The organism is Novosphingobium malaysiense (genome assembly GCF_000802225.1).
In the GTDB taxonomy this organism is placed as follows: Bacteria; Pseudomonadota; Alphaproteobacteria; order Sphingomonadales; family Sphingomonadaceae; genus Novosphingobium; species Novosphingobium malaysiense.
Genome location: NZ_JTDI01000001.1, coordinates 1060843 through 1086435, shown reverse-complemented (window position 1 = coordinate 1086435; position 25593 = coordinate 1060843). Strand labels below are relative to the sequence as shown.

The window sequence follows — 25593 nt, the reverse complement described above, 5'->3', positions numbered from 1 at the left end:
AACGATGGGGTTCACTGATCAAACCCTGGTCGGCAGCCGGCGGTTGCAAAGTTGGGAAATTGTAAACTTCGGGTGGCTTTATTCCGGCGCCATGTCAGACGCGCGGTTCTTCCCGAACGTGTTTCGAAATGTCGAAGCAACCCATGATGAAGCCTGAAGCAGGCCGGGCAAGAACAGGAGGACCAGCGGAACGGCGGCGGTCAGGCCGAAGATGATGGCGGTTGCGAGCGGGCGCTGCAGACCTGAGCCCCGGCTCATCCCCAGCGCCAGCGGACTGAGCGTGAGGACCGCGATCAACGCTGACATCAGGATCGGCCGCAGGCGCTTGGAACCAGCTTCGTGCAGAGCGGTCATGTCGACGGGGCGGTCGCTGTCGATTTCCGCGAAGAAGAAGACGATCAGTTCGGAGACCATGCCCACCACCATGGTGAGGCCCATCAGGGCCGAGATGTCGAGTTCAATTCCGGTGATCCACAAGCCGCACAAGACGGTCGCCGCGGACAGCAACACCGTCGTCAGTGCGGCGAAAGTCCAGCCGATGCGCTCGTATAGCAATGTCAACAGGAGCGCCGAGAGGAGCAGCGCGGCGGCGAAGACGATCGCCAGGTCGGCAAAGCTCTTCTGCTGCTGGGCATACATGCCCCCATATTCGACACGGATGGAGCGCGGCATATTGAGGCCGGATACCGTCTTGCGAACTTCCTGCATCGCCGATCCGAGATCGCGCCCTTCCAGCCGGGCGGTCACGTCGATGAAGGGGGCCAGATCCTCGCGCGTGCGCTGCTTCTGTCCGGCGAGGATCGAGACATCCGCGATCTGGCTGACGCGGACAGTGTGACCATCGGGCGCGGTGATCGGCAGTTCGCCGATCTGACTCGCCCGCTCGCGCACGTCGGCAGGCCCTCGCACGCGAACACCGATGAGTTGCTCGCCGATGCGCACCTGGGTCGACTGGGTGCCGCCTACCAGCGCCTCGAGCTGGTTTCCGAGCGTTTCGGGGTCCAGTCCCTGCTGCAGCGCGGCGCCGGGATTGACCTTTACCGCGATGGCATCCCCCGCGACGCGCAGGCCGTCGACCACTTCGCCAACGCCGTTGATCTTGCCGATGGCATCGCCGACCTTCTTTGCCGATGCCGCAAGTTCCTGGGCATTGTCCCCGAAGAGCTTGATCTCGATGGGCTGCGGGACGGCTGTCAGATCTCCGATCAGGTCTTCCATCAACTGCGCGGTTTCGATCTGCAGGCCGGGGACCTGGTTGTCGATCTTGTGCCGGATCTCATCCATGACCTGCCAGATCGGCCGGCGCGAGCCGCCCTTCAGCCGGATGAAGTAGTCGCCTTCGTCCGCCTCGGTCAGGCCGCCGCCGAGCTGCACGCCGGTGCGCCGGGAATAGCTGGCCACTTCCGGCGTGTTCTGGATGATCTGTTCGACCTGCTTGAGCAGCCGGTTGGTATCGTGAAGCGCCGCGCCGGGCTGCGCCTTGTAGTCGAGGATGAAGCCGCCTTCGTCCATCTTGGGCATGAAGCCCGAAGGGACATGCTTGTAGGAATAGTATCCTCCGGCAGCGAGGCCGATCCCGACGATGGCGACAAACAGCAACGGGCGCGCGAATGTGCGTTGGAACGCGCGATCGTAGGTGCGACTGATCCAGCCCATGAAACCGCCCGCGTTTTCCGCGGCCTCGGCATCCCTGGGTCTGAGCCAGTGCGCGGCCAGCAGCGGGATCAGGAACCGGGCGTAGACCAGCGAGATGGCAAGGGCGGCCACCATGGTGATCGCCAGCGCCTTGAAAAAGCCCCCGGTGACCCCGGAAATGAAGGCGAGCGGGAGGAACACGACGATCGTTGCCCCAGTCGATCCGAACAGCGGTTTGCCCATTTCGGCCGCAGCCGAGAGCAGGCCGGGCGCATCGGTCGCTTCGCCTTCCTGCATCCGGCGCATCATGTGTTCGAGCATGACCACGGCATCGTCGATGATGAGACCCACGGCCGCTGCCATGCCGCCCAGCGTCATCATGTCGAAGTGCATGCCCAGGGCGAACAGCACGACGCAGGTTCCCGCCAGAACGGCAGGCAGGACCGCTGCAGTAATCGCCATCAGCCGCACCGAGCGAAGGAACACGAACAGCACCAGCCCTGCCAGCACCGCGCCGATCAGGATCGCATCGCGAACCGCATTGGCAGCACCGGTGACGAGTTGCGACTGATCGTAGAACGGCGTCACTTTCACACTGGGGGGCAGGCCCAGCGTCTTCAACTTCGCTTCTACGTCGTGTGCGACCTGCACCGTATCGCCATTGAAGGTCTGGCGCACATTGACCAGCACGGCATTCTGGCCGTTCGATGTCACGAGCGTGTAGTTCGGCTCCACGGCGGAGCGAACATTCGCCACGTCACCGACTGTCACCAGTCCGGCGCCAGGCATGTTGCCTGCCCGGATCGGCGTCGCGGCGATGTCCGCCGCATCTTTCAGCCGGTTCTGCACCAGCAGCAGGTAGAGCCGGTGACGGTCCTGCAGACGGCCCGCACCACGCACGACATTGGCCTTGCTCAGCGCCGTGCTGACGTCGTCCGGGCTCAGGCCAAGCGCGGTCAGCTTGGCGGGATCGACATCGACCTCGAACGTGCGCGGCGATCCGCCAAGGATGTCGACGGCCGCCACGCCGGTGATCCCCGTAAGCGCAGGCCGAACCTTGAGGACCGCGATCTGGCGCAGCGCCTCCTGATCGAGATTGGGCGAGGTGAGCGCGATGCCATAGACGGGAAATACCGTTGGGTCCGCGCGCCAGGCATCGTAGCGCGTACCTGGAGGCAAGTCGGGTTGGATCGTCGCCAGCGTGCCCTGCACGGCCAGCAAGGCGCGCGGCATGTTGTGGCCCCAGTTGAAGTTCAACTGGATTTCCGCCGAGCCACGGCTGGTGGTCGAGCGGATACGCGTCACTCCCGGCACCGATCGCAGCGCGATCTCCATTGGCCGGGTGATCGCCGCCTCCATCTGCGCGGCATCGCGTTCACCGGCATCGATAGACACGACCACGCGGGGATAATCGATCTGCGGGAACAGGCTGACGGGAAGCTTGAGCGCGCCGAACACGCCGCCCAGCGTCAGCAGGATCATCGCGAGCCATAGCGCGCGGGCATGGCGAGAAAGGTGCGACTTCACTTCGTGCGCACCTTCATGCCGTCCTCGACGCCGGTGCCGCCTGCCGTCACGACCTTGTCTCCGCTCGAAACGCCCTTGGTGATGGCCACGTGCTTGTCGTTCGCGGCGCCGACCGTCACGTCGTGCCGGTGCGCCACGCCGTTCTTGACGACATAGACGTAGGGCTGACCGCCGTCGTCGAGCAAAGCGTCGTAGGGCACAGTCGTACCGCTATCGATCTGCTCCAATGCAACCTGGCCCGAGAGTACCTGTCCGGTCTCGACACCGCTCCCCGAAGGCAAGCGCACATAAAGCGATGCAAGGCGGGTCTGCGGATCGACAGCAGGATCGACGGCAACGATCGGAACCGTCCGCGAGGGCAGGCCCCCATTCGCCTGCAATGTAACCCCGGCAGACCGCGACAAGCGCGGAAGAAGTGCTGGCGAAATGCCGAACCGTGCACGCAGAGAGCCTTTGCGGCTGATTGTGGCGACGGTGGTGCCGGCACCGATCAGGTCGCCCGGCGTCGCGTTGATCGACTGAACATATCCGGCGCCCGGCGCGCGCAAGGCGAGCTGCTTCGTCTGCGTGGAAAGCGCCCGCTTCGTAGCCAGGGCATTGGCAGCGGCAGACCGCGCACTTTCCACCTCGGCATCGCTGGCGAGACCATCGGCACGCAGGCGTTTGGCACGCTCATAAGCCTGTTGTGCGGCGGCAGCGTCCGCGGAAGCCTGTGCAATCTGCGCATGCGTTGCAGGGCTGGGCGCGAGGGACACGACAAGCGCACCGCGCGAAACGGCAGTCCCGCCCGGCGCGGCAATGCGCTGCACTGTCGCTTCCACCGGAGCCACCAGATTGTACTGCGTCTCCGCGTTTCGCTCGACCGCGCCGTAGACCTGCTCGGTGCTGGCGACCCCGCCGCTCTGCGCTGTAACCAGCGAGACCAGGGCCACCGGCTGGCTCTGCTTGTTCGAGTTCGACGAGCCCGAGCATCCGGCAAGCGCAAGCGTCGCCGCCATTGCGGGAAGTAGGAATTTCATCGGGGCCATGCCTCCCTCGGCGTGCCGGTTAGCAATTCGAGCGCGATCATCTGCTCGGAAAGATCCTGTTCGGCCTGAACGATCTGCATGCGCCGGTCGCGCAACGCCTGCAGCGTCGACTGGGCGGTATCCCAGGACAGATCGCCGCGTTCAGCCGCAAGCTTCGATGCGGTCGCCTGTCTTTCCAGTTCGTCGAGCCCCGCAAGCGCGACGGCCCGCCGCTGGCGCGCAATTGCAATGCCCGTCTCGGCTTCGGCAATGTCGGACCGGGTCTGGAACAGCCGCGCGTCGTATTCGGCCCGCAAGGCATCGCGAGTAGCCCTCTCTACCGCGATGGTACCGCGGTTTCGGTTCCACAGCGGTAACGTGAAATCCACCGCCGGGCCCACGAGCACGTTGCCGGCCGAATCGCGCTGGCCATTGAGTGTCAGCGTAAGATTGGGAAACTGCTCGAGCACGGCGCGATGGACGGTGGCCTCCTGCGCCGCATAGCCCTGGCGCAGGGCAGCTAGATCCATCCTGTTTGCCTTGGCCAGCGCGAACAACTGCGCGGTGGAGGGTGGCACTGCGTCGTGCAGCCCCTGATCCGCCAGCCGCAATGCGGTTCCGGGAGGAAGCCCCAGCCGACGCAGCAACTGGGCCTGCGCTGATGCGAGGTTCTTTTTCGCCGTCTGCAGGGTATCGTCGGCATTGAGCACATCGAGACGGGCTGCCTGCAGTCGGCTGGAAGCGAGGTCGCCCCGCGTGACCGCACGAACGATGCGTTCCAACAGAGACTGCGCCGATTCCTGCGATGCCCTGGCCAGGACACGGCGTTGCTTGAGCGCTTGAATGCGCACCGCCTGCAAGCGCGCATCGCCTGCCGCCTGCCATTCCGCCCAGGCAAGATCGAGCCGCACCGAACGCGCTTGCGCCTTTGCTTCGGCACGCCTTACCGCTCGCGTGCGCAGGGCATTGAGGTCGAAGCCGAGCGCGCCTGACACATCGAGCATCGAGTCCGGGCCGCTCAACACGCTGTTGGCTCCCGCAGAAAAGGTCGGATCGGGCAAGAGCCCGGCAGCGAAGACCTGTGCTCCCGACACGCCTGCCCGGGTTCGCTGGGCGATGAGGTCTGGATCATTGGTTACCGTGATCGCGGCAATGGCTTCCGGCGTGAGCGGAGCGGCCAGATCGACGTTCACCGGATTGAGCCAGGGACGTTGCACGGCGCTGGCTCGCTTTTCCAGCACGGCTGCGACCGGCGTGGACAGCACTGCGGGTTCCGGGGCCAGCGGGTGTGGCGCATAGCTTGCACATCCAGCCAGCAGCACGATTGTCAGAAGAGGAAGCCGCTTCATGCTGCCTGCCTTTCGAAAACGAGCACTGCCTTCAGGCCCGGCCGCGCGTCGCGCAACTCGAAGCGCGCCCCATGGGCCTCGGCGATGGCCTGCGCGAGGCTGAGGCCGAGGCCGTTGCCCGGCGTCGAACGCGCGCTTTCCAGACGCACGAAGCGTTCGAGAACGCGCTTGCGATCCGTCTCGTCAATGCCTGGCCCATGATCGCGAACGAACAGCACAGGCTTGCCATCCTCGATGTCAGCGCCGATTTCGATCGCAGTGTCGGAAGGGGTGTGACGCAGGGCATTTTGAAGAAGATTGATCAGCGCCTGCGCCAGCAGTTCCCGATCACCTTCCGCTAACACCCCGCTGCGCAGCCCGGTCAAACGCAGGATATGTCCGCTGTCCTCGGCAAGTGGAAGGTGCGCTTCTTCCAGTTCCGCAACCAGTCGGGTCAGGTCCAGAATCTGGAAATGGCGCTTGAGATCGGCCTGTTCGAGCTCTGAAATCCTCAGCATTGCGGCGAAGAGATTCAGGATTTCGTCGCTCTTCTCGATCGCGGCCTCGATTCTTTCGTCGCGCTCGGGGCCGTCCGTGTCCTGCAGGTATTCCAGATCGCGGCGCAGGTGCGACAGCGGCGTCCGCATGTCATGCGCAAGGTCTGAGGTGACTTGCTGGAGATTGCGCAGCAGCGCCTCGATCCGCTCGAGCATGCCATTGATTGCGGCGGCCAACTGATCGAACTCGTCGCCATGCTCGCCCACACTGGCCCGCTGCGAAAGGTTTCCTACGGCAAAGCCCTGCGATACGGACGCGATCCGGTCGAGCCGCCGCTTGAGATAGCCGCCGAGGATCACGGCCAGCAGGGCCCCGATGGCGAGAACTCCCAGCAATCCAAGAGCAAACGCGGTCAGGATGGTTTCGTCGATACGCTCCACCGGTTCCAGGTCGGCTGCCACAACGAGCCGCGTGCCATCGTCCATTTCGGCTATGAACGCGCGTGCGGGATCGGGCCCTTCGACGGGGTCGCGAAAGACAACGCGGTGCCATCCAAGCGGCGGCATCGGCGTATCGAGACGACCGGCAATCCTGCGGCCGTCCGGTGCGAACACAGCGAACCCGAGCGTCTTGGTGGCGCTCTTTTCGCGTACGGCGATGGCCTCGACTAATCCTGCGGGGCCGTCGTCGTGGAATTCGGCATGGAGCGCGGTGCTGGCCTGCTCTATCGACATGTCGAGCTGGCGTTCGAAGGCCGTGTGGACCATGTAGTATACGGCTGTCCCGACCAAAATCGTTGCCAACGAGAAGGCAAGCGCGGATAGAATGGCGATCCGGTATGCCGCGCTGCGCGGTAACAACTTCATTGGGCGCGCACCCGGTACCCGACGCCGCGCCGCGTCTCGATCCAGTCATCCAAGCCGCCCTCGTTGAGCTTCGAACGCAGGCGGCTCATGTGCGTTTCCACGATCTTGGTCTGCGGATCGAAATGGAAATCCCACACGCGTTCTAACAGCATGGTGCGCGTCACGAACTCGCCCGGATGCCGCATCAGTTCCTCCAGCAGCCGGAACTCCTTGGGCTGCAGCAGAACAGCCGCGCCATTGCGGCGCACCTCTCGGGCCAGGAGGTCCATCACGATGGGCCCGACACAAAGCCGGGTTTCGGTCTGCTGGGGCGCGCTGCGCCGGGCCAGCGCGTTGACGCGCGCCACCAGCTCGCTGAAGGCAAAGGGCTTTGTCAGGTAATCGTCGGCGCCTGCATCTAGGCCGTCGACACGATCCTCGATCCTGGCCAGCGCTGTGAGCATGATCGCCGGCGTTTCATTTCCGGCAGCACGCAGGCAACGCAGTACTTCGAGTCCGTCGCGGACCGGCATCATGCGATCGAGGATCATGATCTCGAAATTCTCGGTCAGCCCCAAATGAAGCGCATCATCGCCGTTTGCAGCCACCACGACGGCGTGCCCGAGTTCGGCCAGTCCCCGTTCGATGAACCGGGCTGTCTCCACATCGTCTTCGGCAATCAGGATGCGCATAGGCAAGATCAGTCCGCGCTGTCCGGCGCTTCCCAGCTGTCCTCCACGACCTTGCCGGTCATGGCGTCGACACCGATCTCGTGAATGCGGCCGTTTTCGCTGATGTCGAAAGACCATCGCCAGCCGCCGTCCTCCTTCTCGTATTCGGCTTCCATTACCTTCCCGTGCGCCACGACCAACGCGATGCGCTGCGCTTCCGCCTTGCTGATGTTCGCGCGAGGACGTGTGGCGACTGCCGTGCCGGGCAACGCAACAGCGGCAAGCGCTACGGCAAACCGAGATACCAGCTTCATCATGTTTCTCCTGAAGAGCATTCTTGCACTTCGTCGCTTCTGGCATCTCATACATTACGGGAGGTCTGCGGTCGGGATACAAATTCCCAACCTTGGTGCTGCGTCTGGGGCGCCTTCAACAATGGTGCGAGCCTTCGTTAGGCTGACAACGCTTCGTCATACGACAACAAGTGGTCAGCAAATGGTCAGCAAGGATCGCAATTTTGCGTTTTGATCTTGTATTGTTTTTCTGTCGAATGACGAAAATGCGTCGCTTTGATTGCAGGCATCTCGTTTACACCGAGAGGGTCGGGGGTTCGAGCCCCTCACCGCCCACCATTACAGACCGCGGAAAAGCGCGGTTTTTCACTCAAGCCAGGAATTTGGGCGCGCGCCGGCGAAGGTCTGTGTATCCGCCGTGTATCCCGAGCTATAGATGATCCACATCTCATTCAGGCGAGGCCAGAGTTCTTGAGAGACATCAGTGTTTCACAATGCCTGCACCAGTCACGCATTGATTTACTGGTTATTTTCTCAACTTCTCGTAGGCTTCCGTCGCAAGCCAGTTTGTGACAAGGCCTTGGAAAGCTTTGTCATTCATGAACCGAGCAAAAATCTCTTCATTCTGATCCATGCGCTCGACAAACAGAGCTTCGAGCAGATTCTTGAACAACAGCTCGAATTTTTCACCTGGGTTTGCAATAGCGGCTTGCCGCAAATTGGCATCGGCCATCGCGGCCTCGACGATCTGATCGAAGAACAGCTGATCGGCATTGTTGAAATCGGTTCCAAAGCGATCATTCACGACATCAATCAGCCGGGAAAGAGGTACTTCTTCCTCACGCGCTATCTGCGATCCAACAGAAGATGGCCCATCGAGTTTATTGGCAGCCCCTTCAGAGAGGCTGATTGAACCCTCGCTGACCTTTTGAAGGCGATAGTAATCAAGCCTGACCTCGTCGTTGAACTGGTAGGATTGGCTGCCTCCCTTCTTTGGCAGCTTCGAAGCCAGATGGCGCAGGAAGACGTACAATTTTTCCAGGTCAGAGTCCTGATAGGGAATAATCTGACTAAGAAAGCCGTACAGACTGCCAAATGCGAGGATCTTTCCGCGTAATACCTCGGCCTCTGCCGGATCGTCTCTTACAAGGTCGGAAAAATTGGATACTGGCCGATCGATAATGGCATTCAACTTCTGATGATCGGCAGGGCTCTGTTTCAATTTTGGTTTGAAGTATACGTCTGAGAAAAGCTCGACATCGCTCAGGGCGTATATGCCGCTCGAATCCAGTTCGACTTTGATCTGATACATTCGGTTTGGGTCGACTTCCTCGCCGATCTCTGCGCCTTCGTAATAGCTCTTGAAGGCCTTCTGGATCTCGGTCCGGTCGTTCACGAAATCGAGAATGAACGTGTCTTCCTTGAAAGGGTGAGTTCGATTCAACCGGGACAAGGTCTGTACGGCTTGGATGCCAGAAAGCCGTCGGTCGACATACATTGTGTGGAGAAGCGGCTGGTCAAATCCGGTCTGATATTTCTCTGCTACGAGCAAGACCTGATATTCGGACGTGGCGAAGACATCGGGCAGTTCCTTTTCACGTACGCCAAGATTCATCGCCTCTTCGGTGTAGGTGACATCGGGGAGCTTGTCGTCGGGAACTGCACCTGAGAACGCGACGAGCGATTTGATCGCGTAGCCCTTCGCCTTGATGTAGGCGTCAAAACGCTGCTTGTACCGCACTGCTTCAAGCCGAGAGCCGGTAACGACCATGGCTTTGGCGCGGCCACCAACCTTGTGCTGAGTGGCCGCATGGAAATGCTCGACCATCACCTCGGTCTTCTGGGCGATATTGTGCGGATGCAGCTTCAGGAAACGCGCTAGAGCCAGTGCCGCCTTTTTCCTGACCACGTTTGGATCGTCGTCACTGGCCTTCAACAGCCGGAAATAGGTGGCGTAGGTGGTATAGTGCTTGAGGACATCGAGGATGAAACCCTCCTCAATAGCCTGGCGCATAGTGTAGCGGTGGGCCGGCTTTCCGCCATTGCCAAACACCGCCAATGTCTTGTGCTTCGGCGTCGCGGTGAATGCGAAGAAGCTGATATTTGCCTGACGACCGCGCTTAGCCATGCTGCGGAACAGCTCATCCTCGCCGGCGCTGTCGTTCTCGACCATGTAGCGCTGCGCCTCTTCGCGCAGCCGCTGGCCACCGAGGACTTCCTTCAGGTCCGTCGAGGCTTCACCGCCCTGTGAGCTGTGCGCCTCATCGATGATAACCGCAAAATTCCGGGTCTTGAGCACCCCGTCACCATCGTCCCCCCGCTCTTCCGCCAGCCGGATCAGCTGACGCGAGACAAACGGGAACTTCTGCAAGGTCGTGATGATGATGGGCACGGAGCTTTCCAGAGCTTCCGCCAACTGCCGGGAATTGTCGTCGATCTTCTGCACCACCCCGTGCTTGTGCTCGAACTGGTAGATCGTGTCCTGCAACTGCTTGTCGAGCACCACGCGATCTGTGATGACAATGACGCTGTCGAACACGCGGTCATTGGCGCTGTCGTGCAGCGACGCAAGGCGGTGGGTAAGCCAGCCGATGGTGTTGCTCTTGCCGCTGCCCGCTGAATGCTCGATCAGATAATTGTTGCCTGGGCCTTCGGACTTGGCCCGCTCCACCAGATCGCGGACGGCCTCAAGCTGATGGTAGCGCGGGAATATGAGGGTTTCCTTCTTGACCTTCCGGCCCGCGTCGTCGCGTTTTTCTTCCACCTGTAAATGGATGAAGCGGGCCAGCAGATCGAGCAGGCTGTCACGCTGAAGAACTTCTTCCCACAGATAAGCCGTACGATAGCTTCGGCCATTCGGGTCAGGAGGATTGCCTGCGCCACCCTCATTGCCGCGATTGAAAGGCAGGAAGTGCGTGGCTGGACCGGCCAACCGCGTCGTCATGAAGACCGCATCGGTATCGACTGCGAAATGCGCGAGTATCCGCCGCTTGAACTCGAAAATCGGTTCTCGAGGATCGCGGTCGCGGCGGTACTGGCGAATGGCATCCTCAACGGTCGATTTCGTCATAGCGTTTTTCAGCTCGACCGAAATCACCGGGATACCGTTGACGCTCAGCGCCAGGTCAAGTTCGTTATCGTTGCTGAGCGAGTAGCGAAGCTGGCGCGTGACGCTGACGACGTTCGCGGCGTATCGTGCCTCCAGCTCTGCGTTCAGATCATGGGCCGCCTTGAACGTGGCTACGCGGAGGGTCTTGCCGTAGCATTTGAAGCCGTGCCGAAGCGTAGCAAGGGAGCCGTTGGCATCAATCCATTTAACCAGATCTGCAAGTACCTGGTCGCGCGTCTTGTCGCCGTGCAAGGCTTCAAGAGCCTTCCATTCACGGGGCTGGGTAGCGCAGATGAAGTCGATAACTGGATCAGGGAAAATAGCAGACGCACGGTCGAACTGATCCGATGCAATCGAGGTGTAGCCATTCGCCAACAACACGCTCTCGACCACGATCTCGAAAGCCTCTTCAGTGTGGCGAGCTGGTTTCATACTTTTTTCTTCTTCGCGCTAATTTTCTGGATCCGATTGATGTGCTTTTCTAAAGCATTGATCAATGCGAAGGAAAATGGCTCAAGAGGTTCCGTGCCTAAATCTTTCTGCCGCAAGCCGTCCAACCTTCGTCGGGCGGCCTTGGGATCGAGCGATGCCGTACCCTTCTTGGGCGCTTGAAGAGTTCGATTGATCGCTTCGCGGCGGAAGCTCACCAGAATGCTATGATCCAAACCAAGGCGCTTGATTGTTTCGGTTGCGGCTGCATCAGCGGCATTAGCAGGATGAATTTCACCCCTGAAATTGTATGAAAAACGCGCTGCACAGCCATCTTTTAACGGAGAGATAAACAGCGCCGATTCTTCATCGGAAGGCCAGTTATCTTTGAATTGCGCTCCGTATGGCAATTTTGGCGCGTTGGGCGCTGGAACTGCCGCTACAAGGTTGCGATATGTAACGTCTTCTAAGCCTTGGCAGTAGGCCTGCGGCTTCAGGTGTTCGATGTGGCAACTATCGACATCAATTTTTCTGCCGGTGTAAGCACAGAGTCCGCCCTGTTCGGCAATGAGCGATGTCCGAATGATCTTGCGCAATTCACTGCTCACAGAACCATAACCGCAATTCGGTCCGGTTTGATTGGCAGCAATCCATTCGGTTAATGCGGCCGGTGGTGCCTGCTTTCTAATCTGCCTCATCGGCCAAGGCTTCGAGATTGTTGATGGCTGCTTCGAGACCTGCAGAAGTCGGGTCATCACCGTGTTGCAAACGGCGTAGGTCGGCTAACTTCTCGCGAGCAAGATCAAGGTCGGCCTCATCGAGCGCTTCCTCAACAGCATCGATAGCAGCACGCACAGGTGCTGGACGTGACGGCGTTTCCATAATCTGTTCGAGGACGTAGTTTGTGTCCAGGCCATATGCTTGCCCACATTGCTCGGGGACCACTTTGCCATCGATTTGCCTCAGCAAGATCAACTGATTTGGCTGCGTTTCACCAATGATTTGGGGAGAGTGGCTGGAAGCGATAAACTGGCAGCTGCAGAAGGTTTCAGTAAGGAGGGCGGAAATCTGCCGTTGCCAGGTGGGATGCATATGCATGTCTAGCTCGTCGATGAGCACAACGGCCACGCCATCGCGAACGGGATCGTCAAGGCCGGGGTTTGCTTGCGATAGGCGGCGGGCAAGGTCGAGAGCGAGCGTAAGCATACCGCGCTCCCCCTCCGACAGGAAGCGAACGTCCAGTTCGGTATCGCCCTTGGTGATCAGCAGGCGCGGCCTTTCTTCGTCACCGATCGCCCGCAGACCAGTACATGTCGGCAGAAATCGCGCAACAGCGGACTTCAGCGCTTCCAGATGCATCCTTGCACGCGGCAATTCCCCAGCCAGTGCTTCTTGCGCCAAAATCCAAGAAGCCATGTCTGCAAGATGCAGGGCGCGGACATCTGAGAGCGCGTCGGCGTAGGCCGCAGCCTGACCGCCGCGCGTCTGGCCTATTTTCGCCTGCGCATCGGTGGGATGGGAGCGGCGGATTCCGAAGTACAAGCCAAGCGGCTGCTCTGCCGCCTTGTCCTCCTTGGGCCACGGCTGCGACATTTCTTCGCGTTCCGGTGTTTCGATAACACCATACCGCACCGAACCTTCCTCGCCCTTGGCATAGCGTTCGCGGGGTACGTGCATCAAGAAATGGCGGGGATCATCCCCAAACTGGAAGTCCGCCCGGACGGAAAGGGCCGAACTGCCGATCCGAATATCGTCGCCGGAGAACGCCAATGGACCAGCGCGGCTGGCTGTGAACTTCGGCAGCACGCGCGACAGGGATATGCGCAGGGCTTCCAGCACACTGCTCTTGCCCACGCCATTGACGCCAACCAGCAGCGTGAAGGAAGGATCGAACGCGAAGGTTGCCTGGGCGAAGCCGCGCAGTCCGGAAACGTCGAGTTTGGTAATCTTCATGCGGCCTCCGGAATATCTATCTGGCCGGTGACGGCGGCGGCGATCAGGGCGCTGCGGCGTTCTTTCAGCAAGGCGATGGAGCGTTCGGTGGCAGTTGCCAACTTGTCGATCTTGGTGCGCTCCTCGGCAATGAAGGCAACGATCGCTTCCTGTTCGTCAAGCGGCGGCACGGGCCAGAAGGTTTCGAAAAAGCCTTCGGGGTACAGGCGCAGGCGGGACGACCAGACGCCCTTCGAGTATCGCGTTACTTCCTGCGCGAAGACCGGGATGCGGACGAGTGCGTCGACAAAGGCTGGTAGCAGGCGCGGGCCAGGTGTGTAGACGTTATAGGCGGGGCTGACGATGCCATCGACCGGGGCCGTGCCCATAGCGCCCATCCATGCCCAAAGCGTGTTGATGACGAGGTCACCGGTGAAGCACAGCTTGTACCCTGCCGTCGTCTCTGCCTCGAACATGTTGACGTCTTTTTCGGACCGGGGCGTGACGCCGGTGATGTGGGAAACGGTCAGCATTTCCTCTTCGCCGGTTTCCGACCGTTCATCACGTTCTTTGAACAGCCAGCGGGAACGCTCGATCTCCCAATGCGTCGGAATATCGCCGAGCCAGTCGATGCCCGAGGGGCACAAGGGGGCGGAGCGGTCCAGCCCCCTCATGACCGCTTCTCCCACCAGCGTCCGCCGCTTTTCGGCCAGAAGGCCCAGCAGCTTCTCCTTGGCCTCGATCAGGGTGTCGAGTTGGGCCAATTCCGCGTCAAGAAATGCCGAAGTTCTTCGCTGGATTGGCAGTTCCGGCAAAGCAATCGCAATGTCGCCGATTTCAGACGCATTGATCGCAGGGTAGCTGATGCCCGTCGATCGCATTTCGACTTCCGCCAGAAATCGAGGTTCCCGAACGGCATAACGGCAAAAACCCGGGTCGAGCTGGTCTGGACGAGGACGAACGACCGCGAACCCGGTCGAGACAATCAGGTTCTCGGGAGGCTCTATGATTGGGGCGATTGCTTGCAGGTAGGTGCGAACGGTGGAAATGATGATATCGCCATCCCGCACGATCCTGCGCGCGCGGCTTGGGGCCGCCTCGAACCGGTAATCAACAATCTCATGGATTGTCCCGGAGGAGTCCACGTTGCCAATATCAATGTAGGCGATCTCAAAGTCCGGATCGACGTTTTCGGGCAATGCCTCATCGTTGATGGTCGCCGCGAACTTAAGACGCATCGTGTTTTGCTGTTGCGTGCTGCTCACTCTGTCACCTCCCGCAAGAGGCGCAAGATTTCCTCTTCCGCCTCCTTCAGTTCGGCATCGATCAATGCCAGCGGACGGGGCGGAGTGAACTTGTAGAAATGGCGGTTGAAATTGATTTCGTAACCCACCTTGTCCTTGCTCCGGTCCATCCAGGCATCGGGCACATGGGGTAGGACCTCTCGCGCGAAGAAGGCCTCGATATCGACCTTGAGCGGGATGTTCTCGAAATCGCGAAGATCGGGATCAGGCTCGAAGCCCTTGCCCTTCCGTACTTTCTCCGCGCCCGCATCCTTGGTGGTGAACACACTGCGAAACAGCTTTTCGTCCGCCGCGCGCCACTTCGATCCGCGCTGCTTCAGAATGCGTTCAATGGCCTTGGACGCGGCGTTCCAGTCCATCAGCGGTTCGCGGCCAAGCTCCTTGTCTATGGCCTGAATATCGTCGAGCAGGTGCGGTGCGGCATCGAGGAAGCGCGCCTTGTCCTCTACCGTCATCTGATAACGCAGCCGCAAAGGCCGCTCGACTGTGACGCGGGTGTAGCCGAAATCATCGTTGTCGAAGATCTTGGACTGCTCGCCCTGGACAAACTGGCCGTAGCGGCGAACGATGTCGGCAATCTGGTCTGGCTCGTCTGTACGATCATCGCCGGGGAGTGCCGGGCCTTCACCGATCTTGCGCCGCTTGTCGCCCTGGCTGCGGCGCATGGGAATCCAGGTATCGCGCGCGTCGACCAGCTGGATCTTGCCCTTGCGGGCCTTCGCCTTCCGGTTGGTAACGATCCAGATGTAGGTGCCAATGCCGGTATTGTAGAACATCTGTTCCGGCAGGGCGATGATCGCCTCCAGCATGTCCTCTTCGATGATCCACTTGCGGATGTTGCTTTCGCCGCCGCCAGCGCCGCCGGTGAACAAGGGCGAACCGCTGAAGACGATGGCGGCGCGCGAACCGTGCTTGTTGTTTGCAGGGTCAACGTCTTCAAACTTTGAAATCATGTGCTGGAGGAACAGCAACGATCCATCGTTTACGCGTGGCAGGCCAGCATGAAAGCGGCCGGACTTGCCGCGCTCATGCTCCGCCACGATGTCCTTCTGCTGCTTCTTCCAATCCACTCCAAATGGCGGATTGGCGATGAAATAGTCAAACTTGTGGCCCTCGAACTTGTCATCGGTGAAGGTGTCGCCAAACTGGATGTTCTCGCCGTGCCCATTGTGGTCAACCTGCTTCATCAGCATGTCGGAGGCGGCGGTGGCGAAAGCGCGCTTGTTGTAGTCCTGGCCGTAGACATAAAGCTTCGCAGCGGCTCCGTGGCTGCGCATATAGGACTGCGCCTCAGCCAGCATTCCGCCCGTGCCGCACGCTGGATCGAGCATCGTTTTCACAGCGGCGGATTGCTGGAACAGCGCATCATCCTCAATGAACAAGAGATCGACCATCAGCGTGATGACTTCACGCGGCGTAAAGTGATCGCCCGCCGTTTCGTTGGCTAGTTCATTGAATCGCCGGATCAGGTTCTCGAAAAGAAGCCCCATCTGGTCATTCTTGACCTTGTTGGGGTGTAGATCGACGCCAGCAATCTCCTTCACGATCAGGAACAGGATGCCTGCCTCGTGCATCCGTTCAATCTCGGCGGTGAATTCGAAGTACTCGAAGATCTTCCGGACGTTGGCGGAAAAGCCATTTATGTAGGTTTGCAGGTGTTGGTTGATGTTATCCGGATCGCCGAGCAGCTTCCTGAAATCATATGGCGCGCGGTTGTGGAAGCGATGGCCAGCCACCTGGTTCAGTTTGCTGTCGAGCGCATCGCCCTGAATCTTGCTGCCCTCGCGACGCTTGGCCTCGGCCACTACCGCTTCTTTCGTATCGGCCAGAACGCAATCGAAGCGGCGCAGGACGACCAGCGGCAGCATGACACGTTCGTACTGCGGAGGGCGATAGGGACCGCGCAGAAGGTTAGCGATTTCCCAGATCAGGTTGGAAAGGTCAGTATGGGTGGCCATCAGGCGTTTGTTCCGTTCTTTTTGCTCTGGGCCGAGAGCCGTTCATACTCCTCCACTGACAACACGATCACGACAGGTCTGCCGTATTTGTCGATCGACACAGGCGCCGCCCGGGCCAGATCGATGAGCCGACCAAAGCCATTCTTGGCGTCGCGCGCCGACATATGCTGCATGAGCCCCTCCAGAGTTGGAGCTACTTTAGCCATAACTTTAAGCTTTGGGCAGTGGGATTTTTAGAATGGCCGTTCGCCACGTTCCGGCCTGCCATCGACCTTCCTCCGACGTAGCGTGACGTATTTTGTCCTCTTTGCTTACTCGTAGTCGATGAAGAAATCCTCATCCAGCCGCTTCACCTCTACCACCCGGCTAATCCGCACGCCGATACCGAATTCGACCATTAGCTCCGTCAGGCGCTTTCCGTCGATCAGGATAATACGTTCTCGCAGACTGTCCGCAAACTCGCTCGCCTGCCGGCTGAAGCTAGAGGTCGTTACGAATACGCCCTTGCTTGCGCCTTGCCCCACGAGGCTGCCGAGGAAAGACTGAACGTCCGGCCGGCCGACACCTGAGCCGGGCGCATAGCGCTTGGCCTGGACGTAAATCCGATCGAGCCCCAACCGATCCTCGTCAATCACACCGTCAATACCGCCGTCGCCTGACTTGCCCAGCCGCCGGGCAGCATCCTCGTGCGACCCGCCGTACCCCATAGCCACCAATAGCTCTACAATGACGCGTTCGAAGAAGGCAGGCGACTGCTCCAGGACACGCGAGAGTAGATCAGCCTTCAGCGCTGCATTAAGAACGGACTGGGCCGCATCGATCTGTTCTTCCGGCGTGGAGTCAGAGAAGTAGCCCTGGTTGCGGCTGGAACCCGATCAGGCTCGTTGGCGGTGGCGGATTGGCCGTAGAATTCCGCGAACGCCGGATACTGCTTGAGTGCCTCAACATCGACCCGGTCCGGCTGCGTAGCGAGGAGCTGCTTCCCGGCTTCACTGGCGGTGAATACACCACGCCGGGGGGTGTCGATTAACCCGGCCTTGCTCATGTAAAATTTTGCCCAGTGCACGCGATTGTGCAGCAACCGTTGCTTGCCACTGGGCAACATCTCTTCGCGCTCTTCCTCGGAGAGCCCTAGCTGATCAGCAATCTTGTCAGCCGCAATCGGCACCCGCCTTTCGCCCTCGGCGGCCACGGAAAGCACTGGCAACATCAAAGTCTGGTAATCAGGAATTGACATAGCGAGAGGATAGCAAGGCAAATATCGGCAAGGAAAGGAGAAAAAGTAGGCACTCTATTTGCGGCAGACTACTGCCTAAGTGATCATAGGATACATGGCCGGATACACGATTACCGGTGCGCACCAAAATTTGCACTCTCGAGGAAGCAAAGCCTCTGCTCCTGCGGCAGAGGATCGTAAGCACCTAGGAAGAGGAGCATTTTGCTTAGGAGCAGGCGCTGCGAGCCGCGGCGCTACTTGGAAGAGTCCTCCGCCGTCGAAGGCTGGAGCTGGAAGAGCCAGAGCGGAAGATTGCTGCCAGCGAAGTCCCACGAACCCAGCGGTGCGAACCTTTCAGGCGCCGGCCCCCTGCTGAGCTGAATGACTTGGTCGCCTTTTACCGTACTCTCTGCGAAGAACCGCGAGAAGATGCGGCTTGCCCAACCTATGCTGTCGAAGCCGATCCCGGATGGCTCTTCAGGAACGCTGACGAACTCAACGCCAACCAGGACATCGCCGTCCATCACGGGGTATAGCCCTTCGATCGGCCATTCGCCGAACAGCAGAAGCATTTCTGCAAGCTGTCGGTCCTTCTCGTCGGTTAGCTCAACCTCGCCGCTAAATAGGCGGGCGGACTCAATCGTGAAATTGGCAACGTCGTCCGAGCCTAAGCTCGATGGTTTGTTGAGATCGGCTCCGAGCACCAGCCTTAGCGGCGACACCGTTGAAATAGAGACGTCCCCGAGCCGCGCGAGTTCGCTCGCCATGATCGCTTGTGGCATGCGCACCTTCAGTCCTCCGGCCGCTGTCCCGAAACGGTCAGGCGCGATCAGCGTCCAGATGTTCCAGCGCGACCAGTAGATCGCGATCCGCAGGGGGACTCCAACGACGTCGGCATAGGCTTGTAGCGATTCCAGATAGGCGGCTGACATCGTTGTTTGCTGCTTGTGTGGATTCTCCTGGCGTACGTTCTTTACTTCGATCAACCATTGCTCGCCATCATGCAATACAATCCGAAAGTCCGGCGCGCGCAGCGGCGCCGTCGCATGTACTCTCCCGACGTCTTCAGCTTTGAAAAGCTTGAAGCGGCCGAGGCTGAGCACCATTGCCTCAAACAGATTTTCGGTCCGGGTGCCGTGGATCAGAGCCGTGTCGCCCAGTGCCGCCCGCAGCTGCGCCGCTGCGTCCGCAACGAATTTGGGCACGAGATCCTCATCGTTGATAGGCACGCCCGTTTCGCGTGCGAAGGCCGCCGCTGCGGCCAAAAGGTCAAATGCTTTCGGCATTCGGCCTTAATGCGCCGTTCAGGCTCAAACGCAACCGTGCCAAGGTTGACCGCGTTCGGGGCTGCATCAGATCCGAGTACCTGGCTTTAGCAGCCCAGAAAGTCGGTCGATCAGCGCATGAGGGTCCAGACCGATAATCTTGGCGATGACCAGAAATTCTACGACGTCCAGCCGCCGTTCTCCATTCTCGAATTTTGAAACGAATGACTGGGGCTTTCCGAGGCGCTCAGCGAGGTCGATCTGCCGCAATCCGGCGGCACGCCGGCCCTCGATAAGGGCCTGAAGTAACACTTCGTAGGGCTCTGAGAAGACCGACCTCGACATTGTGCCGAGGCCTAGAACCTGTTTTAGTATATCCCGATTTGGGATATTAGCAGGAGGTCAAGCTTGGTTCGCAAATTGATATGGGGCATGTTAGGCATCGTCGCGCTGATGATCTTCGCATTTCAGTTTGCCGGGGTAAAAATCGAGCCGCCCGCTCCCGAGGACAAGGGAGATGTCGGGCCAGCGGCTGAAGCCATTGAAGCCGCTAAGCAGGCCATCAGGGCCGAACCCAAGGTGAAGGACTTCATCTACCAACCGGGTCAAGCGGTCGAATGGCAGGTTGGCGTCCTGGACGACGGTACCAACCGCGTTGGGTACGCCAATTACATCTGCGAGGTTTTGGGAGAGCAGCGGGCGCTGACGCCGAGAACGCAGGTACGCATCGTTGATATTGCGAAGGTCAGTCGGGGAGAGAGCTTCCGATCGGCCTCGCTTGGGCACGTGGCATGTGCAGATCGGCGGGTTATTGTGCCCTAATTTGCGCATCCGATTTCAGTTCAAGCCGCAACACTTCTTGTATTTCTTCCCCGAGCCGCAGGGGCGCACGGGTCGTTGCATCCTACCTGGTCGTGCCGAAGGGATGACGATCGCCTATGCCGCCATTCGAAACTCAGCGCCGACCTCTTCCAGATCTCCCTCGCTCGGCAACGTCAGCCCTGTCTCGGCAATCCAATCCGAAACCCATTTCCTCCTCGTCATCGACCATTTGTCTGTTGGCGAACAATTGAGCGCAGCGCTCCGCACTCTGATGAGTTCATCGACAGTCGCAAACACGGTCGCGGCGACACGATGGCGTTCAAGCAACTCTCTGACGAATTCATGCTCCGTACCCAAGTTCATCTGGATTGCCTGAACAAAGCCACGCTCATTCGGATCGTCCGAAGCCATGGGCCCGATCAAGGCGGCGAGCGCCTGTTGTAGGCCGCTTGTTGCATATGGCGACGGGATGACCGTCTCGCCTTCCAACTTCCTTTGGTGATACGTCAGCAGCAAGCCGCTCACTGTCCGATAGACATCCATGAAATTGGGCAGACCGTTCGGGTTGCCGCGAGATACGTGCCTTTGAAGCCTAGTGGAGATATGCCGCTCAACGAAATCCCATATGGCATCGCGAAGCTCTGTGATCGATCCTCCGCGCGATCCGATCAGCCAACTGTCCGGTATGTCACCCGAAAATGGGTCGCGGGCTCTCCAATTCTGGCCCCCATATCCGCCATGATGCGAACCGTCATCGAACCGAATATTGACGTTTTTGAAGAAATCGATGGTTTCGTCGACACCTTGCAGTGCATCCGCGTACTCGATCATTCCTTCGCCCGTCTCGGCAATGCGGTTGAGTCGGTTGCCTGCCCCTCCACTCCCTTCTCTATCACGCAGCAGTTGCGCAAGTTGGGCGACTGACGCAGGATTGCTGATGACCGTCTCGCCTGCGATGTCGGCCTGCAAATAGGCGATCACGGGACGCTCGAATGACTTTCTTTGGTCGTCGTCCAAGTTAATGACAAAATCGTCCTTGCTGCCTCCCAGCGAGCGGATCAGAAACGGGTGCTGCTCGCGAAGTCGGAAGAGCCTGAGACTCAGGTCGCTTGCGGAAGGTGGGACGCGGATCGTTCCTCGTAGTTCGCCTTTGTCGGACAGCATAGCTGACAATATTTGGAGTCCGTGGCGTGGCTGCGAGCTAGGAAGTGGCTCTGCGATCTCCTTCTCTTTGAACTCAGTTGCGGCGATGACGGCGAGCGTTAGGTCTTCGTGTTGTAAGACTTCGGACGCGCGCTGGCGGGTTGAGAACCACAAACCAGCTTCCCTGTTTCCTCCCACCAATGCCGCATTGCTGATGTTTGCGCTTCCGGTGAGCCAGTAGGTCTCATTCTCAGTCTCAAAGGCAAGTGCCTTGGCGTGTAGATTGCGGCCTGCCGATTGCGGCGTTGCCGACAGTAGTTGAATGTCCGCAAACCTGTCTTGCAGACTTGCCAGCCTGGCAGAGGGGAGGTTGCTGTAGTGAGGCTGAGCAATAATCTCGATCTTTGCGTTTGGCCAACGGTCCTTGATGCGCTCGATTGTCGAGAGGCTTTCATCGAAGAATGGAGCGCAAAGAGTGACCTTGCCAACGTCTGCAGTGCCGAGGCGATCCAGTATTTGTTTCCAGAGGGAGGCGTCAAAGTTGGAAAGCAATTCTATTCCGTCAGGATCAGCCGCCGCCTGAGCATCAGACAACCAGGGGAAGGAATATTCGAGCGGCCCAAAAACCTCGTTCCGAAGCAGACTGGCCATTGGCCCTACATCTAGTGCGATGCGGCGGAAGAGTTGGAAGACTGACGCACAAAGCGCTTCTCGGGGGGAAGGCGCATCGCCCGCCAGTACGGCTTTGAAGGCCGACAATAGCTCGAAATTATGTCCTGTGCCCGACGCGGTGCAATTGTTGCTCCCGACGGAGGCAATGCACGCCTTGTCGCCTATCGCAAAATAGAGCTTTGGGTGAAAAACGCCTTGATCGCATCTGACCGGCACCACGAAATATCGGCGGTCAAAATGTTCGCCCTGCCGTCCCTGGGTCAGAAGCTCATGGTATCTGCCTTCGTCCATGAACACGACGATGCGATCGGCGGCGTCAAAGGACCGGCTCGGCTGCATGCGACGTTCGAAAAAGAGCGGATCGAATTCGTAGGTGGCAACGAAAGCGTATTTTGCCTTCCCTTCATTCAGGAACTTGAGGAAGTCGAGAATCATGCTCCGTTCCCATCCAAGTAGGAGGCAAGCAGAGCATTGCCATCTTCCGAAAGCATTTGCCCGGATTCATGGTCTATGATCAGCCGTAAATCCCAGAGAACCTGCATGATGCTTGGGAAACGGGCATTCCCAGGGTCCACATCGTCTCGACTAATATCATTGCCGACAATGCGCTCTCCCTCCAAGAAGAAGAGTGGAGGGCTGCCGCCAAAGCCACGCTCGTAGCTCATCGCTTCATGTTGACGAACTACATAGCGCATCAGGATCGCGCCATGACCTCGCGTATGCTCGTGTGCCACCAGTCATCACCAAACTGGGCATCCAAAGCATATAGATAACCAGGCAGCGAAATGTCGTATTGTTGGTTGAAGACCTTCTGCCTATTCCAACCTTGGTACCGATCCCCCACCGTGCATTTGTATCGAAGTGCGAGCGAGAAGAGCAGCATTGCTGCAATTGCTGGACCAGCCGGCCCCCTGACAAATCCGGTATCAACCAGCAGCGAACGAAGGCGGCGCTCAATCATTTCGCCTGATCGCAATGCTTCAACTGCGCTCGATGATCCTTGCAGCAACGGGGCAACGTCAATCCCAAGAGCGGCTAGCGATCTGGCAGGCGTCATTTCCTGAAAGGAATCTGTCGGTTTGAATTCGAAATGCTCGGCCAAAGCCATTCGGGCATCAACATCGTCAAAATCGTCCAGGATTTCGCCGATTGTACGTCCGGCTGGATGCCCCCTCAAAGACCGGGCCACACCGGCCAACAAACTTTCCAGGGCGACAGTCAGATAATTGTGAAAATAGAAGATTTTCCACCGTTCGGCGATGTCGTCTAGTTGGGGCGGAAAGGACACGGCGATTTCCGACTTGGCTTCATCAGGCAGCACCAGCCGTCGATAGAATGTCATATCATTGAAGGTATCGTTATCGAGTTCCAGGCCGTTGGCGTCAGCGATATGAGCCGCTTGCAAAACCAGGAGCAGAGTCATCCGCCGCCGATAATGGGAGTTCTCCAAGCCTTCGATGCCAACGGCGAAAAACAGATCGCGCAATGGCCCAAGGTCGAAGGAGTCGGCCTCTCGCAACTCGCACAGCCCTGCCTTGGCACCGAATTCGTTGAGTACGTCGAATGTTATTGGCGCTTGGGTAGGCTCAAGATCAAGGTACTTGGCGCCCTCGACAGCCGCAGCAAAGGATTGAGCTAGCGCCTCACCCTTTTCGGAGAGCTTACCAGACGTCAGCGCAACGCTCGCGTGCTCTGCTTCATCGTCGATGTCTTCGGGTCTATCTTGGTCATCCTCCGCATCTTCAGCCTGAAACAGGCCGAGATTGATTAGCGAGCCTTTGTAAGCAGCAAATCCACCCTCTTTGGCCTGCAGATGGTTCCATGTAGATAGATCGATGGGGCTTCGTCCCGGTTCACTTACAAGCGTTTCAGCTTTGTTCGAGCCTTGAAGCCCACCGCCTTCACACGGATGCCCCTCGTGGTGAAGCACGGCGCCCAGGGCCATAGCCCTCTCGTCCAAGATCACGCGCTGCACGACCTCGTCCAAGCGAGCGCTGTCATTACATTTGCCGACTGCGCGCTGGAAGGCCCAAGGAAAGAATGAGTAATAACGTGCTCTCGGGGTGATCGATGTGATGCAGTGAGACAGCTCTGCGGTCAGCCGGGCCCCGACCCTCAATGTCAACCCGAGAGGATCGTTGGTCCCTGCTGGTGGCAACTCTGCGTTCCAATGAAGCAGACGAAGATCGTCCGTTGCTGCTTTGCTAAGATTGATCATGGCCAGGCTCCCCCATCCCAGGTTGACCAGAATAAAATCCAAATCTTATCTAATTACTATCGCTAGATATCAGCGCGATTTGATCCACGGCGCCTATCCGGGCGTCCAGCACTAACGGCGCCTGACACTGACTGATCACTCCACCGTCAGGGCCGAAAGATATCCGGCGTATTTTCACGATAACCCCTGTAGCGGCCTCCGGCTCCCAACCAGATTATCCTGACACCCTGACGGTGTGTAAGGTTGGTAAAGGCGAAAGGGGGCGGAGGAGACTATTTTGGTCCTCCCTGCGTCGTGTCGGAGGCGACCGGAGAACGGCGTCAGGAGTGTCAGGGCGTCAGGTGCCGCTAGTCATCAGCCTCGTTGCGCCGCGACATTTGGTTTGCAAAGCAGGAAATTGTGCCGACCTATATCCACATGATAAAATTGGCGTTTTTTAATTTTTGAGGACGCAATGGATCACTTCGAAGCCTTGCTACAGCGGGCCGCACGTGCCGTGAACGCCGCTGCCGTTGCCTGCCAGGCCTGGGAAGATGGTGGCGACCCCGATCCTGTCTCCGATACGGCCTGGGAGGCCGACGGAGCTACTCTCGAGGCCCTCGAGGCCGTGGCCGGTATCGACCTTACCCTCTCGCTCGACAGCTATCCGGAAACCCGTCTCGGCCGCCTCGTGATGGCTGTCCGGCTACTGGTGCTCGCAGGCACCGATGAAGGTGGGCAAAGTACCGATCTCGAGATGGCCGCTCGCTTGCTGGCACTGGCGATCGAGGCCTGAGCTTAGTTAATGATGTGAACGCCGGTGGGTGTAGTCGTTCTTCTTGGAGGCCCAAGCTTCGAGCGAAACGCTGGCACGATCAATGAACCAAAGTACCGTGAGAAGCGCCTTTCCATCGGGATAGTGCTGCTTGAGTATCGCCTTGATCAGTTCAAGCGCGAAGATCCGTTCCGCAAAGCCCAATTGGGAATGTGGCAAATCGGGGCCCGGAAAATATACTTTCGAAAATGTCTCGTTGTCGAGTTCTGCGCGGTCGTATTCCCGCATCAGCCACTCGTCCAGCCGATCACGCACAACGGCTACTGGTTTGTGCCCGACTTGGCCAAATTCTGTCGTTAGCACGATTTGCTTGAGTAGCCGGCCGCATATTTGGTGCGCGGCTAGCGGCATTTTTGCATTTGGCCGAAGTTGGGGCCCCACCAAGAACTGATTGAAGCTTTAATCGGTCGGAATTTTGGTGCCAAAAGTTCCCTCGTCCAGTGACATATCTAATCTCCTTGGGTGTCAATTGAGGACGATCCAAGAATAGAAAATTATATAGAAAAACAATAATTTAAATATTATAACATGCGCTACCAAGAGGTCACATACGGTAGCTTGGCGGGGAGCAGGGGAAAGTTCTTTGTGCCGGATTTTTGGCTGTCTCTGCGGCTTCATCTCCGAGTCGCCTGTCCACGAAGCAGAGGGTCGGCCGCGATCCAGCCCAGGCCAGAGAAACTATGGGTAGCTGTGTAGTCGCCGGTGTATCCAGAGGGCCCGATATCGGTTTTGATGTTCCCCGGGATCATGAGTGGCATTTGCCACCTGAAGCCATCGCTCTTGAGCCGAGAGACATGGTGCGAAACTACTATTTTGAACCCAAGTTGCAGCCGCTTATCGGGTCGCGCATCCGACAGAGCTTGAAGTTGGCCGATCTGCACTCGCGTACAGTCAGAGGTGCGTCGGT

General features: G+C 58.9%; 23 protein-coding genes. 2 read left to right on the top strand and 21 right to left on the bottom strand.

What is annotated here, in order from left to right:
• Window positions 1-78: 78 nt before the first annotated feature.
• The 16 genes from LK12_RS04860 to LK12_RS25350 form a co-directional block, all read right to left on the bottom strand.
• Entirely contained in the window at window positions 79-3162 is a 3084-nt protein-coding gene (locus tag LK12_RS04860) for an efflux RND transporter permease subunit (protein WP_039279844.1), read from the bottom strand.
• Window positions 3159-4181, bottom strand: a complete 1023-nt coding sequence (locus LK12_RS04855; protein WP_231568244.1) for an efflux RND transporter periplasmic adaptor subunit — start codon at window positions 4179-4181, stop codon at window positions 3159-3161. The genes LK12_RS04860 and LK12_RS04855 overlap by 4 nt, the downstream gene beginning before the upstream one ends.
• Window positions 4178-5518 (bottom strand): TolC family protein, encoded by a 1341-nt coding sequence (locus tag LK12_RS04850; protein WP_039279840.1) that lies wholly within the window; start codon window positions 5516-5518, stop codon window positions 4178-4180. Before LK12_RS04850 ends, LK12_RS04855 begins: the two co-directional genes overlap by 4 nt.
• The gene (locus LK12_RS04845) at window positions 5515-6798 is read right to left on the bottom strand and encodes a HAMP domain-containing sensor histidine kinase (RefSeq protein WP_231568243.1); all 1284 of its coding nucleotides are present in this window, start codon (window positions 6796-6798) and stop codon (window positions 5515-5517) included. Before LK12_RS04845 ends, LK12_RS04850 begins: the two co-directional genes overlap by 4 nt.
• Before the next feature lie 59 nt (window positions 6799-6857).
• Complete coding sequence (locus tag LK12_RS04840; RefSeq protein ID WP_039279837.1) at window positions 6858-7532, bottom strand: response regulator transcription factor; 675 nt, start codon at window positions 7530-7532, stop codon at window positions 6858-6860.
• Window positions 7533-7540: 8 nt separating this feature from the next.
• Entirely contained in the window at window positions 7541-7825 is a 285-nt protein-coding gene (locus LK12_RS04835) for a PepSY domain-containing protein (protein ID WP_039279835.1), read from the bottom strand.
• Between the two features lie 505 nt (window positions 7826-8330).
• Complete coding sequence (locus LK12_RS04825) at window positions 8331-11345, bottom strand: type I restriction endonuclease subunit R (protein WP_039279834.1); 3015 nt, start codon at window positions 11343-11345, stop codon at window positions 8331-8333.
• Window positions 11342-12040 (bottom strand): retron system putative HNH endonuclease, encoded by a 699-nt coding sequence (locus LK12_RS24130; RefSeq protein WP_082010342.1) that lies wholly within the window; start codon window positions 12038-12040, stop codon window positions 11342-11344. The genes LK12_RS04825 and LK12_RS24130 overlap by 4 nt, the downstream gene beginning before the upstream one ends.
• Entirely contained in the window at window positions 12027-13295 is a 1269-nt protein-coding gene (locus tag LK12_RS04815) for an AAA family ATPase (protein ID WP_039279833.1), read from the bottom strand. Before LK12_RS04815 ends, LK12_RS24130 begins: the two co-directional genes overlap by 14 nt.
• A complete protein-coding gene (locus LK12_RS04810; RefSeq protein WP_197063457.1) occupies window positions 13292-14539 on the bottom strand; it encodes a restriction endonuclease subunit S in 1248 nt (415 codons plus the stop codon). Before LK12_RS04810 ends, LK12_RS04815 begins: the two co-directional genes overlap by 4 nt.
• Entirely contained in the window at window positions 14536-16536 is a 2001-nt protein-coding gene (locus tag LK12_RS04805; protein ID WP_039279832.1) for a type I restriction-modification system subunit M, read from the bottom strand. Before LK12_RS04805 ends, LK12_RS04810 begins: the two co-directional genes overlap by 4 nt.
• Window positions 16536-16709 (bottom strand): type II toxin-antitoxin system Phd/YefM family antitoxin, encoded by a 174-nt coding sequence (locus tag LK12_RS24125; protein ID WP_082010341.1) that lies wholly within the window; start codon window positions 16707-16709, stop codon window positions 16536-16538. The genes LK12_RS04805 and LK12_RS24125 overlap by 1 nt, the downstream gene beginning before the upstream one ends.
• Window positions 16710-16847: 138 nt before the next feature.
• Window positions 16848-17243 (bottom strand): restriction endonuclease, encoded by a 396-nt coding sequence (locus LK12_RS25100; RefSeq protein WP_231568249.1) that lies wholly within the window; start codon window positions 17241-17243, stop codon window positions 16848-16850.
• 77 nt (window positions 17244-17320) lie between these two features.
• Window positions 17321-17773, bottom strand: coding sequence for a winged helix-turn-helix domain-containing protein (locus LK12_RS25095; protein ID WP_231568242.1), 453 nt, complete (start codon window positions 17771-17773; stop codon window positions 17321-17323).
• A 233-nt stretch (window positions 17774-18006) separates the two neighbouring features.
• Complete coding sequence (locus LK12_RS04795) at window positions 18007-19038, bottom strand: hypothetical protein (RefSeq protein ID WP_039279831.1); 1032 nt, start codon at window positions 19036-19038, stop codon at window positions 18007-18009.
• Between the two features lie 66 nt (window positions 19039-19104).
• Window positions 19105-19362, bottom strand: coding sequence for a helix-turn-helix domain-containing protein (locus LK12_RS25350; protein WP_039279830.1), 258 nt, complete (start codon window positions 19360-19362; stop codon window positions 19105-19107).
• Window positions 19363-19425: 63 nt separating this feature from the next.
• Here LK12_RS25350 and LK12_RS04785 point away from each other — a divergent pair, with 63 nt between their 5' ends.
• The gene (locus tag LK12_RS04785; RefSeq protein ID WP_156135387.1) at window positions 19426-19839 is read left to right on the top strand and encodes a hypothetical protein; all 414 of its coding nucleotides are present in this window, start codon (window positions 19426-19428) and stop codon (window positions 19837-19839) included.
• 15 nt (window positions 19840-19854) lie between these two features.
• On the opposite strand, the gene LK12_RS25090 is transcribed toward LK12_RS04785, so the two are convergent.
• The 4 genes from LK12_RS25090 to LK12_RS04770 are packed head-to-tail and all read right to left on the bottom strand — an operon-like array spanning window position 19855 to window position 23872.
• Window positions 19855-19920 (bottom strand): SEC-C metal-binding domain-containing protein, encoded by a 66-nt coding sequence (locus LK12_RS25090; protein WP_082010371.1) that lies wholly within the window; start codon window positions 19918-19920, stop codon window positions 19855-19857.
• Window positions 19921-19953: 33 nt separating this feature from the next.
• Window positions 19954-22089 (bottom strand): phospholipase D-like domain-containing protein, encoded by a 2136-nt coding sequence (locus LK12_RS04780; RefSeq protein ID WP_039279826.1) that lies wholly within the window; start codon window positions 22087-22089, stop codon window positions 19954-19956.
• The gene (locus tag LK12_RS04775; RefSeq protein WP_039279824.1) at window positions 22086-22349 is read right to left on the bottom strand and encodes a hypothetical protein; all 264 of its coding nucleotides are present in this window, start codon (window positions 22347-22349) and stop codon (window positions 22086-22088) included. Before LK12_RS04775 ends, LK12_RS04780 begins: the two co-directional genes overlap by 4 nt.
• On the bottom strand, window positions 22349-23872 hold the full coding sequence (locus LK12_RS04770) for a hypothetical protein (RefSeq protein WP_156135386.1): 1524 nt from the start codon (window positions 23870-23872) through the stop codon (window positions 22349-22351). Before LK12_RS04770 ends, LK12_RS04775 begins: the two co-directional genes overlap by 1 nt.
• A gap of 454 nt (window positions 23873-24326) precedes the next feature.
• Here LK12_RS04770 and LK12_RS04765 point away from each other — a divergent pair, with 454 nt between their 5' ends.
• Entirely contained in the window at window positions 24327-24647 is a 321-nt protein-coding gene (locus tag LK12_RS04765) for a hypothetical protein (protein ID WP_039279821.1), read from the top strand.
• Window positions 24648-24653: 6 nt separating this feature from the next.
• On the opposite strand, the gene LK12_RS04760 is transcribed toward LK12_RS04765, so the two are convergent.
• Window positions 24654-25067, bottom strand: a complete 414-nt coding sequence (locus LK12_RS04760; RefSeq protein WP_269430639.1) for a DUF5623 domain-containing protein — start codon at window positions 25065-25067, stop codon at window positions 24654-24656.
• Window positions 25068-25593 lie beyond the last annotated feature (526 nt).